This is a genomic window from Salmonella sp. NW177 (assembly GCF_051811585.1).
GTDB classification, from domain to species: domain Bacteria; phylum Pseudomonadota; class Gammaproteobacteria; order Enterobacterales; family Enterobacteriaceae; genus Salmonella; species Salmonella enterica.
This window is the reverse complement of record NZ_JAMMZV010000005.1, coordinates 377,292-394,049: the sequence shown is the minus strand read 5'-3', so window position 1 is coordinate 394,049 and position 16,758 is coordinate 377,292. Positions and strand designations below refer to the sequence as shown.

At 51.9% G+C, this 16,758-nt stretch carries 19 protein-coding genes; 15 read left to right on the top strand and 4 right to left on the bottom strand.

What is annotated here, in order from left to right; translation table 11 throughout:
* Positions 1 to 61: 61 nt before the first annotated feature.
* Positions 62 to 799 (top strand): tRNA(1)(Val) (adenine(37)-N(6))-methyltransferase TrmN, encoded by a 738-nt coding sequence (gene trmN, locus NA986_RS16585; RefSeq protein ID WP_020899102.1) that lies wholly within the window; start codon positions 62 to 64, stop codon positions 797 to 799.
* Here the strand turns inward: trmN and nadB are convergent.
* Entirely contained in the window at positions 784 to 2,406 is a 1,623-nt protein-coding gene (nadB, locus tag NA986_RS16580) for an L-aspartate oxidase (RefSeq protein ID WP_023216174.1), read from the bottom strand. The two genes, trmN and nadB, sit on opposite strands and share 16 nt — an antisense overlap.
* A gap of 263 nt (positions 2,407 to 2,669) precedes the next feature.
* On the opposite strand from nadB, the gene rseD reads away from it, so the two are divergent.
* The 12 genes from rseD to acpS all read left to right on the top strand — a co-directional run bounded on the left by rseD (position 2,670) and on the right by acpS (position 12,281).
* Positions 2,670 to 2,834 carry a rpoE leader peptide RseD gene (gene rseD / locus NA986_RS16575; RefSeq protein ID WP_014344135.1) on the top strand — a complete coding sequence of 55 codons (165 nt, stop codon included), beginning with the start codon at positions 2,670 to 2,672 and terminating at the stop codon, positions 2,832 to 2,834.
* On the top strand, positions 2,831 to 3,406 hold the full coding sequence (gene rpoE / locus NA986_RS16570) for an RNA polymerase sigma factor RpoE (protein WP_000003307.1): 576 nt from the start codon (positions 2,831 to 2,833) through the stop codon (positions 3,404 to 3,406). Before rseD ends, rpoE begins: the two co-directional genes overlap by 4 nt.
* A 31-nt stretch (positions 3,407 to 3,437) precedes the next feature.
* On the top strand, positions 3,438 to 4,088 hold the full coding sequence (rseA, locus tag NA986_RS16565) for an anti-sigma-E factor RseA (protein WP_001168374.1): 651 nt from the start codon (positions 3,438 to 3,440) through the stop codon (positions 4,086 to 4,088).
* Entirely contained in the window at positions 4,088 to 5,044 is a 957-nt protein-coding gene (gene rseB, locus NA986_RS16560) for a sigma-E factor regulatory protein RseB (RefSeq protein ID WP_000812021.1), read from the top strand. Before rseA ends, rseB begins: the two co-directional genes overlap by 1 nt.
* Complete coding sequence (gene rseC, locus NA986_RS16555; protein ID WP_020899100.1) at positions 5,041 to 5,520, top strand: SoxR-reducing system protein RseC; 480 nt, start codon at positions 5,041 to 5,043, stop codon at positions 5,518 to 5,520. Before rseB ends, rseC begins: the two co-directional genes overlap by 4 nt.
* A 251-nt stretch (positions 5,521 to 5,771) precedes the next feature.
* On the top strand, positions 5,772 to 7,571 hold the full coding sequence (gene lepA / locus NA986_RS16550) for a translation elongation factor 4 (RefSeq protein ID WP_000790154.1): 1,800 nt from the start codon (positions 5,772 to 5,774) through the stop codon (positions 7,569 to 7,571).
* A 16-nt stretch (positions 7,572 to 7,587) separates the two neighbouring features.
* On the top strand, positions 7,588 to 8,562 hold the full coding sequence (lepB, locus tag NA986_RS16545; RefSeq protein WP_000002559.1) for a signal peptidase I: 975 nt from the start codon (positions 7,588 to 7,590) through the stop codon (positions 8,560 to 8,562).
* Between the two features lie 273 nt (positions 8,563 to 8,835).
* On the top strand, positions 8,836 to 9,516 hold the full coding sequence (rnc, locus tag NA986_RS16540; protein ID WP_001068341.1) for a ribonuclease III: 681 nt from the start codon (positions 8,836 to 8,838) through the stop codon (positions 9,514 to 9,516).
* Positions 9,513 to 10,418, top strand: a complete 906-nt coding sequence (era, locus tag NA986_RS16535; protein WP_000102230.1) for a GTPase Era — start codon at positions 9,513 to 9,515, stop codon at positions 10,416 to 10,418. The genes rnc and era overlap by 4 nt, the downstream gene beginning before the upstream one ends.
* A gap of 11 nt (positions 10,419 to 10,429) precedes the next feature.
* Positions 10,430 to 11,158 (top strand): DNA repair protein RecO, encoded by a 729-nt coding sequence (gene recO / locus NA986_RS16530; RefSeq protein WP_000399380.1) that lies wholly within the window; start codon positions 10,430 to 10,432, stop codon positions 11,156 to 11,158.
* Positions 11,159 to 11,169: 11 nt separating this feature from the next.
* On the top strand, positions 11,170 to 11,901 hold the full coding sequence (gene pdxJ / locus NA986_RS16525) for a pyridoxine 5'-phosphate synthase (protein WP_000818964.1): 732 nt from the start codon (positions 11,170 to 11,172) through the stop codon (positions 11,899 to 11,901).
* On the top strand, positions 11,901 to 12,281 hold the full coding sequence (acpS, locus tag NA986_RS16520; RefSeq protein ID WP_000986043.1) for a holo-ACP synthase: 381 nt from the start codon (positions 11,901 to 11,903) through the stop codon (positions 12,279 to 12,281). Before pdxJ ends, acpS begins: the two co-directional genes overlap by 1 nt.
* Before the next feature lie 111 nt (positions 12,282 to 12,392).
* Here the strand turns inward: acpS and NA986_RS16515 are convergent, their stop codons facing one another.
* Both NA986_RS16515 and NA986_RS16510 read right to left on the bottom strand, forming a co-directional pair.
* Complete coding sequence (locus NA986_RS16515; protein WP_001196291.1) at positions 12,393 to 12,653, bottom strand: YfhL family 4Fe-4S dicluster ferredoxin; 261 nt, start codon at positions 12,651 to 12,653, stop codon at positions 12,393 to 12,395.
* A 37-nt stretch (positions 12,654 to 12,690) separates the two neighbouring features.
* On the bottom strand, positions 12,691 to 13,617 hold the full coding sequence (locus tag NA986_RS16510; RefSeq protein WP_001022463.1) for a LysR family transcriptional regulator: 927 nt from the start codon (positions 13,615 to 13,617) through the stop codon (positions 12,691 to 12,693).
* Between the two features lie 115 nt (positions 13,618 to 13,732).
* On the opposite strand from NA986_RS16510, the gene NA986_RS16505 reads away from it, so the two are divergent.
* Together NA986_RS16505 and NA986_RS16500 are read left to right on the top strand one after the other, a co-directional pair.
* Entirely contained in the window at positions 13,733 to 14,929 is a 1,197-nt protein-coding gene (locus NA986_RS16505; RefSeq protein WP_001276364.1) for an L-lactate MFS transporter, read from the top strand.
* Positions 14,930 to 14,950: 21 nt separating this feature from the next.
* On the top strand, positions 14,951 to 15,868 hold the full coding sequence (locus NA986_RS16500; RefSeq protein ID WP_000684021.1) for an oxidoreductase: 918 nt from the start codon (positions 14,951 to 14,953) through the stop codon (positions 15,866 to 15,868).
* Between the two features lie 38 nt (positions 15,869 to 15,906).
* On the opposite strand, the gene NA986_RS16495 is transcribed toward NA986_RS16500, so the two are convergent.
* Positions 15,907 to 16,755 carry a MurR/RpiR family transcriptional regulator gene (locus tag NA986_RS16495; RefSeq protein WP_000995695.1) on the bottom strand — a complete coding sequence of 283 codons (849 nt, stop codon included), beginning with the start codon at positions 16,753 to 16,755 and terminating at the stop codon, positions 15,907 to 15,909.
* Positions 16,756 to 16,758: the final 3 nt, after the last annotated feature.

The window sequence follows — 16,758 nt, the reverse complement described above, 5'->3', positions numbered from 1 at the left end:
TCCCTTCTCAGGTATTGTTTTCACCCGGCGCTGTCGCCGTTTTTTGCAAGGTTGTTTTTACATGTCTCAGTCTGGCTCCGTTCTTCGTCGTAACGGATTTACGTTTAAACAGTTTTTTGTCGCACACGATCGGTGTGCGATGAAAGTGGGAACTGACGGTATTTTACTCGGGGCGTGGGCGCCGGTCGCGGATGTAAAGCGAATTCTGGATATCGGTACTGGAAGCGGTCTGCTGGCGTTAATGCTGGCGCAGCGGACGGATGACAATGTGCCTATTGACGCCGTGGAACTGGATGCCGGGGCTGCCATGCAAGCGCAGGAAAACGTGGCTCACTCTCCCTGGCCGCATCGAATAACGGTGCATACTGACGATATTCAGCGTTGGGCGCCTCGCCAGACGGTACGCTTTGATCTTATTATCAGCAACCCGCCTTATTACGAACCCGGTGTGGAATGCGCCACGCCGCAGCGGGAGCTGGCGCGTTACACCGCTACGCTGGATCACCAGACGTTATTGGCTATTGCGGCGGATTGTATTACCGAAGATGGCTTTTTTTGCGTAGTCTTGCCGGAACAAATAGGTAACGCTTTTACGCAGCAAGCGCTCAACATGGGATGGCATTTGCGATTACGTACTGACGTTGCGGAAAACGAAGCGCGCTTGCCGCACCGGGTTTTGCTCGCATTCTCCCCGCAAGCCGGAGAGTGCTTTAGCGACAGATTAGTAATTCGCGGGTCAGACCAGCATTATTCTGAAAGTTATACGGCGCTGACCCAGGCATTTTATCTGTTTATGTGAGGCGTTAACGGCGAAAGGATCGATGGGCCTGATTCAGCCAGTTGTTGCGGATAATCCAGCGTAAAGTGCAGCCCCCGGCTCTCTTTACGCATCATCGCGCAACGCACAATCAGTTCGGCCACTTGCACCAGATTGCGCAGCTCCAGTAAATTATTCGAGACGCGAAAGTTGGCGTAATACTCGTCAATCTCTTGTTGCAACATAGTAATACGCCGTAGGGCGCGCTCCAGCCGTTTCGTCGTGCGCACAATGCCCACATAGTCCCACATCAGCAGGCGCAGTTCGTGCCAGTTATGCTGAATCACCACCCGCTCATCGGCGTTCTCCACGCGGCTTTCATCCCAGGCTGGAAGGGCGTCAACGCTGTGGACAGAAGGCATTCGCCTGTCGATATCCATTGCTGCGGACCAGCCGTACACTAAGCATTCCAGCAACGAGTTGGACGCCATACGGTTAGCGCCGTGCAGGCCGGTGTAACTGACTTCGCCAATGGCATATAAGCCGTCTACATCGGTACGACCATAATCATCGACGACCACGCCGCCGCAGGTATAGTGCGCGGCAGGAACAATGGGAATCGGTTCTTTGGTTAAATCCATCCCCAAATCGAGCAGTTTCGCATAGATCATCGGGAAGTGCTGGCGGACAAAATCGTCAGGCTTGTGGCTGATATCGAGAAACATACAGTCTGCGCCGAGTCGTTTCATCTCATGGTCAATAGCGCGGGCGACAATATCGCGCGGCGCCAGTTCCCCGCGTTCGTCAACGTCCGGCATAAACCGTGAACCGTCCGGACGTTTAAGGTATGCGCCTTCGCCACGCAGCGCTTCGGTAAGGAGAAAATTACGCGCCTGCGGGTGATAAAGGGCGGTGGGATGAAACTGGTTAAATTCCAGATTAGCGACCCGACAGCCTGCGCGCCAGGCCATCGCGATACCGTCGCCGGAGGAAATATCCGGGTTAGTGGTATATTGATACACCTTTGAGGCGCCGCCGGTCGCCAGCACCACCGACTTCGCATGACAGGTTTCAACCCACTCTTTATTGCGATTCCAGATCCAGGCGCCGACGACCCGGCGAGGCCCCGGCAGACCCATTTTATCGGAGATAATTAAATCAACGGCGTTGCTGCGTTCCAGCACCTGAATATTAGGATGATTTTGTGCCCGACTGACCAACGTGGTTTCGACTTCCTTTCCGGTAGCGTCGGCGGCATGAAGGATACGGCGATGACTATGGCCGCCTTCACGCGTGAGATGATAGCTCTCCTTGCCGTTTGGCTGGACATGCGTATCAAACAGGACGCCCTGATCGATAAGCCACTGCACGCAGGTACGGGCGTTGCTGGCGACAAACTCCACCGCGTGGCGATCGCAAATTCCGGCGCCGGCAATCAGCGTATCTTCGACATGTGACGCAATACTGTCGGTTTCATCAAACACGGCGGCAATACCGCCCTGCGCATAAAACGTGGAGCCCTCGCTCACCGGCCCTTTACTCAGGACGATAATCTTATGTTTTTCAGCCAGACGCAGCGCCAGCGAGAGTCCGGCCGCGCCGCTGCCGATAATTAACACATCACAGGACAGTTCAGGAGTTGTCATCATGGTTCTTGTTTAATTTACTAAACATGGTTGCGGCAGATTAGCACTATATGGCGCTAAAAAGCACGTTATGATTTCGCTGGTGTTGTGCTTATTAAACATAAAATAAAAATACGGCGAGAGATAAACGGCAAAAAATATTTTATAGGGCAGGGTGTTAGCGTCGGATTTTGTAGTGAAATAAAGATGCTGTTAGGTTACTCTGCAAACGACGAAATGGGCATTTCTGTACAGATAGTGCGTTGTTCAGCATCTATAGACTTATAATGGAAGATAAGACCTGTCTACAACATGACAAACAAAAACAAATGCGTAACGGAACTTTACGAAACATAGACACTCTAACCTGTTGCTTGCTCATAGTGCGGCTTATGGAGTGGCGTTTCGAAAGCGCGTGGAAATTTGGTTTGGGGAGACATTACCTCGGATGAGCGAGCAGTTAACGGACCAGGTCCTGGTTGAACGGGTCCAGAAGGGAGATCAGAAAGCCTTTAACTTACTGGTAGTGCGCTACCAGCATAAAGTGGCGAGTCTGGTTTCCCGCTATGTGCCATCGGGCGACGTTCCCGATGTCGTACAGGAATCATTTATTAAGGCCTATCGCGCGCTGGATTCTTTCCGGGGGGATAGTGCTTTTTATACCTGGTTGTATCGTATTGCGGTCAATACCGCGAAGAACTACCTGGTTGCGCAGGGGCGTCGTCCGCCTTCCAGTGATGTAGACGCGATTGAAGCAGAAAACTTTGAAAGCGGCGGCGCGCTGAAAGAAATTTCGAACCCTGAGAACTTAATGTTGTCAGAAGAACTGAGACAGATAGTTTTCCGAACTATTGAGTCCCTCCCGGAAGATTTACGTATGGCAATCACCTTACGGGAGCTGGATGGCCTGAGCTATGAAGAGATAGCGGCTATCATGGATTGTCCGGTGGGGACGGTGCGTTCACGTATCTTCCGGGCGCGGGAAGCTATTGATAATAAAGTTCAACCGCTTATCAGGCGTTGACGATAGCGGGATACTGGAAAAGGTATTAGGCATGCAGAAAGAAAAACTTTCCGCTTTGATGGATGGCGAAACGTTGGATAGTGAGCTGCTCAAAGCGCTTACGCACGACCCGGAAATGCAGAAAACCTGGGAGAGTTATCACCTGATCCGCGATTCAATGCGGGGGGATACGCCTGACGTTCTCCATTTCGATATATCCGCTCGCGTGATGGCCGCTATTGAAAACGAGCCAGTACGTCAGGTGTCGCCATTAATCCCTGAGGCCCAACCCGCTCCGCAGCAATGGCAGAAAATGCCGTTCTGGAAAAAAGTGCGTCCGTGGGCGGCGCAGCTTACCCAAATGGGCGTGGCGGCGTGCGTTTCACTTGCAGTTATCGTCGGTGTCCAGCACTATAATGGGCAATCTGAAACATCCCAACAACCTGAAACGCCGGTTTTCAATACCCTGCCTATGATGGGGAAAGCCAGCCCGGTAAGTCTGGGAGTGCCTTCTGAAGCAGCGCCTGTCGGCAGTCAGCAACAGCAGGTACAGGAGCAGCGTCGTCGCATTAATGCCATGTTGCAGGACTATGAACTGCAGCGCCGACTGCACTCCGAACAGCTTCAGTTTGAGCAGGCGCAAACCCAGCAAGCCGCGGTACAGGTGCCAGGAATCCAAACTTTAGGAACGCAATCGCAGTAATGAAGCAACTTTGGTTTGCCATGTCCCTTGTGGCGGCTAGCCTGTTCTTCTCAGTAAACGCCTCGGCCGACCCTGCGTCCGGGGCGTTATTGCAGCAGATGAACATCGCCAGTCAGTCACTGAATTACGAGCTGTCATTCGTCAGCATCACGAAACAAGGCGTTGAATCTCTGCGTTATCGACACGCACGCCTGGATAGTCGCCCGCTTGCGCAATTGCTACAGTTGGACGGTCCCCGCCGGGAGGTCGTACAGCGTGGTAATGAAATCAGTTATTTTGAACCGGGCCTTGAGCCGTTCACCCTGAACGGTGATTATATTGTCGATTCTCTGCCTTCCCTGATTTACACCGACTTCAAGCGCCTGGCGCCTTACTACGACTTTATTTCTGTCGGACGCACCCGTATCGCAGACAGATTGTGCGAAGTTATCCGCGTTGTGGCGCGCGATGGTACGCGTTACAGCTATATCGTCTGGATGGACATGGACACCAAACTACCGATGCGCGTTGATCTGCTGGATCGCGATGGCGAGACGCTGGAGCAGTTCCGCGTTATTGCGTTCACGGTGAGTCAGGATATCGGCAGCAACATGCAGGCGCTGGCGAAGGCGAATCTGCCGCCGCTGCTTTCTGTTCCCGGTGGCGAAAAAACGAAATTTAACTGGAGTCCATCCTGGGTGCCGCAAGGCTTTAGCGAAGTTTCCAGCAGCCGTCGTCCGTTGCCGACGATGGATAACCTGCCTATCGAATCGCGGCTTTATTCTGACGGTCTGTTTAGCTTTTCCGTCAATGTGAACCGGGCGACGCAAAACAGCAGCGATCAGATGCTGCGCACCGGGCGCCGAACGGTTTATAGCAGCGTTCGCGACAACGCGGAAATCACCATTGTCGGCGAGCTTCCGCCGCAAACGGCGAAGCGCATTGCCGACAGTATCAAATTCAGGGCAGTACAATGATTAAAGAGTGGGCAACCGTTGTCTCCTGGCAGAATGGTCAGGCGGTGGTGAGCTGCGACGTTAAAGCGTCATGCAGCAGCTGCGCCTCCCGTGCGGGATGCGGCAGTCGCGTGCTGAATAAATTAGGGCCGCAAACCACGCATACCATTGTTGTGCCAAGCGCGGAGCCGCTGGCGCCGGGGCAGAAAGTCGAGTTGGGCATCGCCGAAAAAAGCCTTTTAGGTTCGGCGTTGCTGGTCTATATGTCGCCTTTAGCAGGGCTATTTCTTTGTGCGGCGCTTTTTCAGATGCTGTTTGGATCTGACTTTGCCGCATTAAGCGGGGCCGTGCTGGGCGGCGTGGGCGGTTTTCTGGTTGCCCGCGGCTATTCCCGAAAACTGGCGGAGCGCGACGCCTGGCAGCCGGTGATTTTAAACGTTGCCCTCCCGCCGGACCTTGTTCGCGTCGAAACTACCTCAATCGAAACGCGCCAGTAAACGTTTTGCCCAACGGTACACCTGCCGCGTTGGGTTGTTGTCCCGATAAGCATGCGCTTTTCCTGCGTTGCGGTGTTTTACAGGAAAAAAGCGAGGCGTTTTCCAGTTCCCGCTCTCCTTACACTATGAACATTTCCTCGCCTTAGCGTTGTAGTGTAGAATGCGGCGTTTCAGTTAAAACAGACGTTAAGCTCAGAACAGCGACCTCTAAAGTCTGGTCAACCAGGCGTAAGGCATAATAATTTATCTCTATGAAGAACATACGTAACTTTTCGATCATTGCTCACATTGACCACGGTAAATCGACGCTGTCTGACCGTATTATCCAAATCTGCGGTGGCCTGTCTGACCGTGAAATGGAAGCTCAGGTACTTGATTCGATGGATCTTGAGCGTGAGCGCGGTATTACTATTAAAGCCCAGAGTGTGACGCTGGATTTTAAAGCGTCTGATGGTGAAACTTATCAACTGAACTTTATCGACACGCCGGGACACGTTGACTTTTCCTATGAAGTTTCCCGTTCGTTAGCCGCCTGCGAGGGCGCGCTGCTGGTGGTGGATGCCGGCCAGGGCGTAGAAGCGCAAACGTTGGCGAACTGCTACACCGCGATGGAAATGGATCTTGAAGTGGTGCCGGTGCTTAACAAGATTGACCTGCCGGCCGCCGATCCGGAGCGTGTGGCGGAAGAAATCGAAGACATTGTCGGTATCGATGCGACGGACGCGGTACGCTGCTCCGCCAAAACGGGTGTCGGCGTGACGGATGTTCTGGAACGCCTGGTGCGCGATATCCCGCCGCCGCAAGGCGATCCGGACGGCCCGCTGCAGGCGCTGATTATTGACTCCTGGTTCGATAACTACCTGGGCGTGGTATCGCTGGTGCGTATTAAAAACGGCACCATGCGTAAAGGCGACAAAATTAAAGTGATGAGCACCGGGCAGACCTACAACGCTGACCGCCTGGGGATTTTCACGCCGAAACAGGTTGATCGTACCGAGCTGAAGTGCGGCGAAGTAGGCTGGCTGGTCTGCGCCATTAAAGATATCCTCGGCGCGCCGGTTGGCGATACCTTAACCTCAGCGCGTAACCCAGCGGAAAAAGCGTTGCCGGGCTTTAAGAAGGTGAAACCGCAGGTCTATGCAGGTCTGTTCCCGGTCAGCTCCGACGATTATGAAAGTTTCCGCGACGCGCTCGGCAAGCTGAGCCTGAACGATGCCTCACTGTTTTATGAACCGGAAAGCTCCTCGGCGCTGGGCTTTGGTTTCCGCTGCGGCTTCCTCGGCCTGTTGCACATGGAGATCATTCAGGAGCGTCTGGAACGCGAATACGATCTGGATCTGATCACCACTGCGCCGACCGTGGTGTATGAAGTAGAAACAACGGCGAAAGAGACTATCTATGTTGATAGCCCCTCCAAGCTGCCGCCGTTGAATAACATTTATGAACTGCGCGAGCCTATCGCCGAATGTCATATGCTGTTACCACAAGCCTATTTAGGTAACGTTATTACGCTGTGTATTGAGAAACGCGGCGTACAAACTAACATGGTGTATCACGGTAACCAGGTCGCGTTGACCTATGAAATCCCGATGGCGGAAGTGGTGCTCGACTTCTTTGACCGTCTGAAATCAACGTCGCGCGGCTATGCGTCTCTGGATTATAACTTCAAGCGCTTCCAGGCTTCCGACATGGTGCGTGTTGATGTGTTAATCAACAACGAACGTGTCGATGCGCTGGCGCTGATCACGCACCGTGATAACTCGCAAAGCCGTGGTCGCGAGCTGGTGGAGAAGATGAAAGATTTGATCCCACGTCAGCAGTTTGATATCGCGATTCAGGCGGCGATTGGTACGCATATTATTGCCCGTTCGACGGTAAAACAGTTACGTAAAAACGTGCTGGCGAAGTGCTACGGCGGTGATATCAGTCGTAAGAAAAAACTGCTGCAGAAACAGAAAGAAGGTAAGAAACGCATGAAGCAGATCGGTAACGTCGAGCTGCCTCAGGAGGCGTTCCTCGCCATTCTGCATGTCGGTAAAGACAATAAATAATCCCTAAGGAGTTGGCATGGCGAACATGTTTGCCCTGATTCTGGTGATAGCCACACTGGTGACGGGCATTTTATGGTGCGTTGATAAGTTTGTTTTCGCGCCAAAACGTCGGGCGCGCCAGGCTGCCGCGCAAACGGCGTCGGGAGATGCGCTGGATAACGCTACGCTCAATAAAGTGGCGCCTAAGCCAGGCTGGCTGGAGACCGGGGCGTCGGTTTTCCCGGTTCTGGCGATCGTTCTGATCGTTCGTTCATTTCTTTATGAACCCTTTCAGATCCCGTCAGGCTCAATGATGCCGACACTGCTTATCGGCGATTTTATTCTGGTGGAAAAATTTGCCTACGGCATTAAAGATCCGATCTACCAGAAAACCCTGATTGAAACCGGTCATCCAAAGCGCGGGGATATTGTGGTATTTAAATATCCGGAAGATCCTAAGTTAGATTACATCAAACGCGCAGTCGGTTTGCCGGGCGATAAAATCACTTATGATCCGGTTGCGAAAGAGGTGACGATTCAGCCTGGCTGTAGCTCCGGTCAGGCGTGCGAAAATGCGCTGCCGGTTACCTACTCTAACGTTGAGCCGAGCGATTTTGTACAGACCTTTGCCCGCCGTAACGGCGGAGAAGCGACCAGCGGTTTCTTTGAGGTTCCGCTAAACGAGACAAAAGAAAACGGCATTCGCCTGACCGAACGTAAAGAGACGTTAGGCGATGTGACGCACCGCATCCTGATGGTGCCGATAGCTCAGGATCAGTTGGGCATGTATTACCAACAGCCAGGACAACCGCTGGCGACCTGGGTTGTACCGCCGGGGCAATATTTCATGATGGGCGACAACCGCGATAACAGCGCGGATAGCCGTTACTGGGGATTTGTTCCGGAAGCGAATCTGGTCGGTAAAGCGGTCGCTATCTGGATGAGCTTTGACAAGCAGGAAGGGGAGTGGCCGACAGGCGTACGCCTGAGTCGTATCGGCGGTATTCACTAACTGTGACGAAATGATCGTTCACGCTGCCGTCTTTTTAGCGGCAGCGTGAATTATTTCCTGGATAAATTCCCTCAGACTAACGACATCCCCTGTCGTTGTGTATAGAATATTCCCCCGAAGTTTTAGGTTGGCGCCGTTTGGTCGCCACGGCACACGAAACAGCGTTGGTTATAGACAACCTTCTTTCCGCTGCAGCGATGCGGCAGGACAGATGACGTGTATCAGGTCTGTTTCGTGTGCTGGATTGTTGACGCATTCATTTATTGGTATCGCATGAACCCCATCGTAATTAATCGGCTTCAACGGAAGCTGGGCTACACTTTTAATCATCAGGAGCTGTTGCAGCAGGCATTAACTCACCGCAGCGCCAGCAGTAAACATAACGAACGCCTGGAGTTTTTAGGCGATTCAATCCTGAGCTTCGTTATCGCTAACGCGCTTTATCATCGTTTCCCACGGGTGGATGAGGGAGATATGAGCCGTATGCGCGCCACGTTGGTACGTGGTAATACGCTGGCGGAATTAGCCCGTGAGTTTGATTTAGGCGAGTGCCTGCGTTTAGGGCCGGGCGAATTAAAAAGCGGCGGATTCCGTCGGGAGTCCATTTTGGCGGACACCGTTGAAGCGTTAATCGGCGGAGTATTTCTCGATAGCAATATCCAGACCGTCGAGCAGTTGATCCTTAACTGGTATAAAACCCGTCTGGATGAGATAAGTCCGGGCGATAAACAAAAAGATCCTAAAACGCGCTTGCAGGAGTATTTGCAGGGTCGCCATCTGCCGCTGCCATCTTACCTGGTTGTGCAGGTGCGCGGCGAGGCGCACGATCAGGAATTTACTATCCACTGCCAGGTCAGCGGCCTGAGCGAACCGGTGGTTGGCACGGGTTCCAGCCGTCGTAAGGCGGAGCAGGCTGCCGCCGAACAGGCGCTGAAAAAACTGGAGTTGGAATGAGCACTGACAAAACTTACTGCGGATTTATTGCCATCGTCGGACGTCCGAACGTTGGCAAATCCACCTTGCTGAACAAACTGCTCGGGCAGAAGATTTCGATCACTTCCCGTAAAGCGCAGACCACGCGCCACCGCATTGTCGGTATTCATACCGAAGGCCCGTATCAGGCAATCTATGTCGATACCCCGGGACTGCATATGGAAGAAAAGCGCGCCATTAACCGTTTGATGAATAAGGCGGCGAGCAGTTCGATTGGCGACGTTGAGCTGGTGATTTTCGTTGTGGAAGGCACCCGTTGGACGCCGGACGACGAAATGGTCCTGAACAAACTGCGCGATGGCAAAGCGCCGGTTATTCTCGCCGTTAACAAAGTGGATAACGTGCAGGAAAAAGCCGATTTGCTGCCGCACCTCCAGTTCCTGGCAAGCCAGATGAACTTTCTTGATATCGTACCGATCTCTGCTGAAACGGGTATGAACGTCGATACCATTGCCGGTATCGTGCGTAAACATTTACCGGAAGCGATTCACCACTTCCCGGAAGATTACATCACCGATCGCTCTCAGCGCTTTATGGCGTCTGAAATCATTCGTGAAAAGCTGATGCGTTTTCTCGGCGCCGAGCTGCCGTATTCCGTTACCGTTGAGATTGAACGTTTTGTTACCAACGAACGCGGCGGCTATGATATCAACGGGCTGATCCTCGTCGAGCGCGAAGGGCAGAAGAAGATGGTGATTGGCAACAAAGGCGCCAAAATCAAAACCATTGGTATTGAAGCGCGTAAAGACATGCAGGAGATGTTTGAAGCGCCGGTACACCTGGAACTGTGGGTGAAAGTGAAATCCGGCTGGGCCGATGACGAACGCGCTCTGCGCAGTCTCGGTTACGTAGACGATCTGTGAGTTAACACAGCGTGGAAGGGTGGCAGCGCGCATTTGTCCTGCACAGTCGCCCCTGGAGCGAAACCAGCCTGATGCTGGACGTCTTCACGGAAGAATCGGGGCGAGTGCGCCTTGTCGCCAAAGGCGCGCGATCTAAACGTTCCAATTTGAAAGGCGCGTTACAGCCTTTTACACCGTTATTGTTACGCTACAGCGGACGCGGCGAGGTGAAAACCCTGCGCAGCGCCGAGGCAGTTTCTCTGGCGCTGCCGTTAAGCGGTATTACGCTCTATAGCGGCCTGTATATCAACGAACTCCTCTCTCGCGTACTGGAATATGAAACGCGCTTCTCCGAACTCTTTTTTGATTATCTGAACTGTATTCAGGCGCTGGCGGGAACCACCGGCTCGCCTGAACCAGCGTTGCGACGTTTCGAACTGGCGTTGCTGGGACATCTGGGGTATGGCGTCAATTTTACCCACTGTGCAGGCAGCGGCGAACGGGTGGATGACACCATGACCTACCGTTACCGCGAAGAAAAAGGCTTTTTCGCCAGCGTCGTCATCGATAACAACACCTTTACCGGACGGCACCTGAAAGCGCTGGAGGCGCGGGAATTTCCGGATGTAGATACCCTGCGTGCCGCTAAACGCTTTACCCGTATGGCATTAAAGCCGTATCTTGGGGGAAAACCGTTAAAAAGCCGGGAGCTGTTCCGGCAATTTATGCCCAAACGCACAGTAAAAACGAAGAAAGATTAACGAGGATTGTCATGGCTGAATTACTGTTAGGCGTCAATATTGACCACATTGCCACGTTACGTAATGCGCGCGGCACCGACTATCCGGATCCGGTACAGGCGGCGTTTATTGCTGAACAGGCAGGCGCGGACGGCATTACCGTACACCTGCGCGAAGATCGTCGCCACATTACCGATCGCGATGTGCGCATTCTGCGTCAGACGCTGCATACGCGTATGAATCTGGAGATGGCGGTGACCGAAGAGATGCTGGCGATCGCCGTAGAAACCAGGCCGCATTTCTGTTGTCTGGTGCCGGAAAAACGCCAGGAAGTCACCACCGAAGGCGGCCTGGATGTGGCCGGACAGCGCGATAAAATGCGTGATGCCTGCGCGCGCCTGGCGGCGGCTGGCATCCAGGTTTCGCTCTTTATCGATGCCGATGAAGCGCAAATCAACGCGGCGGCGGAAGTCGGCGCGCCGTTTATCGAAATCCATACCGGCTGCTATGCCAACGCAGAAACCGATGCGGAACAGGCAAAAGAGCTGGCGCGTATTGCCAGCGCCGCGACCCTGGCAGCCCGTCTGGGGCTAAAAGTAAATGCGGGTCATGGCCTGACCTACCATAACGTCAAAGCTATTGCCGCACTGCCGGAAATGCACGAGCTCAATATCGGTCATGCCATTATTGGTCGGGCGGTGATGACGGGGCTGAAAGAGGCGGTGGCTGAAATGAAACGTTTGATGCTGGAAGCGCGCGGCTAATGGCGATTCTCGGCCTGGGAACGGATATTGTAGAGATTGCCCGCATTGAGGCAGTGATCTCCCGTTCCGGCGAACGTCTGGCAAGGCGTGTGCTCAGTGACAACGAGTGGGCTATCTGGGAGACGCATCAGCAGCCGGTGCGTTTTCTCGCCAAGCGTTTTGCGGTCAAAGAGGCGGCAGCGAAAGCTTTTGGCACCGGCATCCGCAACGGTCTGGCGTTTAATCAGTTCGAAGTGTTTAACGATGAGCTGGGAAAACCACGTTTGCGGCTGTGGGGCGAGGCGTTAACGCTGGCGGAGAAACTCGGTGTGGCGCACATGCATGTCACGTTGGCCGATGAACGCCATTACGCCTGCGCTACGGTCATTCTGGAAAGTTAGATTTGCCGGATGGCGGCGTAAACACGTTATCTGACCTACAGGCCGATATATTGTCGGCCTGATAAGCATAGCGCCATCAGGCATTGTTGCGTTGGAAGTGCGTTAACCCGCTTACAGTTTATCTGCGTGATGCATCAGAACAAACTTATCCCACAACTGTTCTTCGGTTTCGACATGGGCGGGATCCTGCAAAATCGTATTGGGGATCGGGCAGACTTTCTGACAGGTCGGCGTTTCGTAATGGCCTACACACTCGGTGCATTTGTCGCTGTTAATCTCATAAATGCTGTCGCCCATTGAAATCGCCTCATTCGGGCACTCCGGCTCGCACATATCGCAATTGATACATTTTTTGGTGATTAACAGCGCCATCAGGAAATTCTCAGAAACAACACAAATCGGGCGGGCATTATACGCCTATTTTCTGCTCGGGCCAGCTCTTTTCTGGCGCTGATTTGTTATCTACAGTGTAAAAATTTTTGATCTGCTTGAGCAGGCAGATGGTTGCGTTATCCAGTGAAAGGTCATTACTGTGCACCAGCATGACAGGAATAAAGAATGCGGGGATGCCCAGTGAAACCAGGCGAACATTTTTGGGTGTCGATAAATGGGTTAGCGAGCGGGTAATAAATGCGATGCCAATCTGCGCTTCGGCATACTCAAGGCATGAGTAGTGGTTATCCAGTTCGCAGATGACGTTAGGAACGACTTTGCGGTTATTAAATTCTGTGGTGATGATCCCTCTTAATAGCAGAGAGTCATTAAGCACGATAATGGGCTGGTCGTTTAAATCTTTTAGATGCAGACGTTCGCGTGTCGCCAGAGGATGAGAAAGTGGGATTGCAGCGATAATTTCATCTTCAAACAGCATGGTCGAGCTTAGCTGGGCAGGGAGCGCTGTTCGATAAACAATGCCAATATCAACGGCGCTATCCGTCAGCTTTTTAATGGTTTGCTCAGTTGAGAACTCTTTAACATTTAAAGATATTTCCGGATGGTGCGCCATAAAGTTGCGAAAAGCGGGCAGGACCAGGTAGCTGCCTGACACCCCGATTGAAATAGTATCGCGCTGTTGGTCCTGATAGGGAAGAAGTTCATTTTCGGCATTTTTTAAATCCAGCATTATTTTGTTAGCATGTCGTTGCAAAATAATGCCTGCTTTTGTTAATTTAATTCCTCTACCTTTTCGCTTAAATAATATTGTTTTAAGTGATGACTCAAGTTGTTTGATTTGCTGACTTAATGATGGCTGAGTGATAAACAGGCGACTGGCTGCCCGACCATAATGTAATTCATCACACAATATCAGGAAGGAATGTAGTTGTTTGATATTCATTAAAATTTAATGCCAATCGATTGGGTTTTGTTATAACGATTATAAAAAATACCAAATTGTTTGCCTATTTTGCTTTTTTTAAACTGTGATCAGTGCATTTTAAAAAGGGAAAATTATGTCGGCATCAATCAACCGCTGGGGAATGCTTGCCGCTCACGTGTGCATCAATTTTGTGCTCGGGGGCGTCTACGCATTTAGCTATTTCAAAACACCACTCATGGCGCAATATCACTGGGATCCGGCTACGCTGGCGTTAGCATTCTCTATCAACATGGGGATCATTCCTTTACCGATGATTTGGGGCGGGAGAATGATCGACAATGGTAAAGGAAAGCAGGCGATAGTTATCGGCGGTATCCTGTTTTCTTTAGGTTTTATCTTGTCCGGGTTTGTGGATAATTTGCCCATGCTGTTTTTAACCTACGGCGTCATTGCCGGGTTGGGATCGGGCCTGGCTTTTACGGGTAATCTTAATAATATTCTGAAATTTTTCCCTGACCGTCGCGGTCTGGCCAGCGGTATCGTACTGGCGGGTGTTGGCGTCGGGACGCTACTTTGCACCCGCCTGGCCGAATATTTTATGGCGCAAACTCACGATGTTAGTCGGGCGTTGTTATATCTGGGTATTGTTTATCTGGTGGTTATTTTTATCGTCCAGTTCTTTATTCGTAGCGCGCCAGCAAAAGATAGTGGAGGAATTAAAGCGTCGCCACTGGATAAAGACTATCGGCACATGCTGAAAGATCTGCGCTTCTGGCTGCTGTTTATGATTCTGGCGCTGGGCGTGTTCTCTGGGATGGTAATTAGCTCAAGCTCTGCGCAAATTGGTATGACGCAGTACGGTTTACTGTCCGGTGCATTAGTCGTTAGCCTGGTATCGATATTTAACTCGATCGGTCGCCTGTTCTGGGGAGGGTTAACTGATAAATTAGGCGGCTATAATACGCTGGTTATTGTTTACCTCTTTACTTGCTTGTGTATGCTGCTGTTATTTTTCTTCAATGGCAATACTTCGGTATTTTATTTCAGCGCTCTGGGCGTGGGCTTTGCTTATGCCGGTATATTAGTTATCTTCCCTGGTTTGACCAGCCAGAATTTTGGTATGCGTAACCAGGGACTAAACTACGGCTTTATGTATTTTGGTTTTGCCGTCGGTGCGGTTATTGCTCCTTATGTAACGTCCGCTATTGCAAAATATACCGGAAGCTACAATACAGTATTTATTTTGACCACGGTGCTATTGCTTATTGGAGTCGTGTTGACCCTGATAACGAAAAAATATGTCGCAACGGTTTTAGCCAAAATTCATTAATCAGATAATAAGGAAATAAAAATGAAAATTGCAATCGCAGGTGCAGGCGCTATGGGATGTCGTTTTGGCTATATGCTGCTGGAGGCCGGGCACGACGTGACGCTTATTGATGGCTGGCAGGAGCATGTCGACGCTATTCGTAGCAAGGGGTTGTTTGTCGAAACGGAAACGACTCAGAAGTATTACCCCATCCCTGCTATGTTGGCTGATGAATCCCAGGGGGAGTTTGAGCTGGTTATTCTGTTTACCAAAGCCATGCAGCTGGATAACATGTTACAGCGTATCAAGCCGTTACTGCCAGCCGCGAAAGTGGTGATGATTTTATCTAACGGTCTGGGAAATATTGAAACGCTGGAGAAATATGTCGATCGGCAGAAAATCTATGCGGGTGTGACGTTATGGTCCAGCGAACTGGAGGGGGCTGGGCATATTATGGCCACCGGTACCGGAACGATTGAACTGCAGCCGATTGCCAGCCAGGATTCGGCTCAAGAGGCTAAGGTCATTGCCACCCTTAATAGCGCTGGATTGAATGCTGAAATAAGCCCTGACGTATTATTATCGATCTGGAAGAAAGCAGCCTTTAATAGCGTAATGAACACCTATTGCGCGTTACTGGATTGTAATGTCGGCGGATTTGGTCAGCGGCCTGGTGCTTTAGATTTAGCGCAAGCGGTAGTTGATGAGTTTGTGTTAGTTGCTGCCAGCCAGAATATTCCGTTGACTGAGCAAATGGTGATGAATACGGTGAAGAAAGTGTTCGATCCGCGTGAGAGCGGCCACCACTATCCTTCTATGCATCAGGATTTACATAAAGGCCGACTGACTGAAATCGACTATTTAAATGGTGCGATTGCGCGAATCGGCGCTCAGAACAATATTGCCGTACCGGTTAACACACTCCTGACGCAATTGATTCACGCTAAAGAAGCGCAATAAACTTGATGGCTCTTCTGCATGAGGCGGAAGAGTCATTTTCAAACCAGTTTTTTTACCAGCGCCTCGCTATGGCGAATACGCTCCGGCGCCCGCTCTAAATCCTGTTGTACCAGCGTCATAAACAGTAAGTCGGTCAACATCATTTGCGCATGTGTTGAGGAGATAGCGGCGCTGCGCGTCGCCTGCTCTTCAGCAATCGTATACAGACAGCGGGTGGCGCGCTGCTGCAAGGCGTTGGGAGAAAAACCGGTAATGGCCAGGATTTTCGCGCCTGCGCGTAATGTTTCGTCCGCCGCCAGGTTCAGCTCGCGCCGCTCCCCGGAATAAGAGATCGCCAGCAGCAGATCCTCCGGCGCCAGCGCCTGCACCGTCGCCAGCAGGGCGTGCATATCGCGCTCAACCACCGCGTTAATGCCAATCTTCAGTAGCTTCCAGGCAAAATTTTGCGCCACCAGCCCAGAGGCGCCAATCCCGGTGATCACAATACGGCGGGCGTGGCGCAGCATCGTGACGCTTTCTAACAGCTTTTCTTCACTGTTAACGTCCAGCGTGGCGTGCATCGCCGCCACATTCTCTTTAATTAATTTTTCTCCGACCAGGCGCATCGGATCGTCGCCGCGAATCTGGTTATGAACGGGAACGGAATGCGGATTAGGATTGCTGGCCAACGCTTCGCTGATAGCCAGTTTCAACGCCGGAAACCCTTTAAACCCCAGTTTTTGCGCGAACTTGACTACGCTGGATTGGCTGACGCCCGCTTCGGCCGCCAGTTGCTGTGAGCTCAGATGCCGCGCCGTATCCGGTTGCGCGAGCAGATAATCCGCCAGTTTCCTGTCGCTTTGCGCGAGATCCGGATAACGCTGGCGAATACGAATCAAACAGTTCATGAG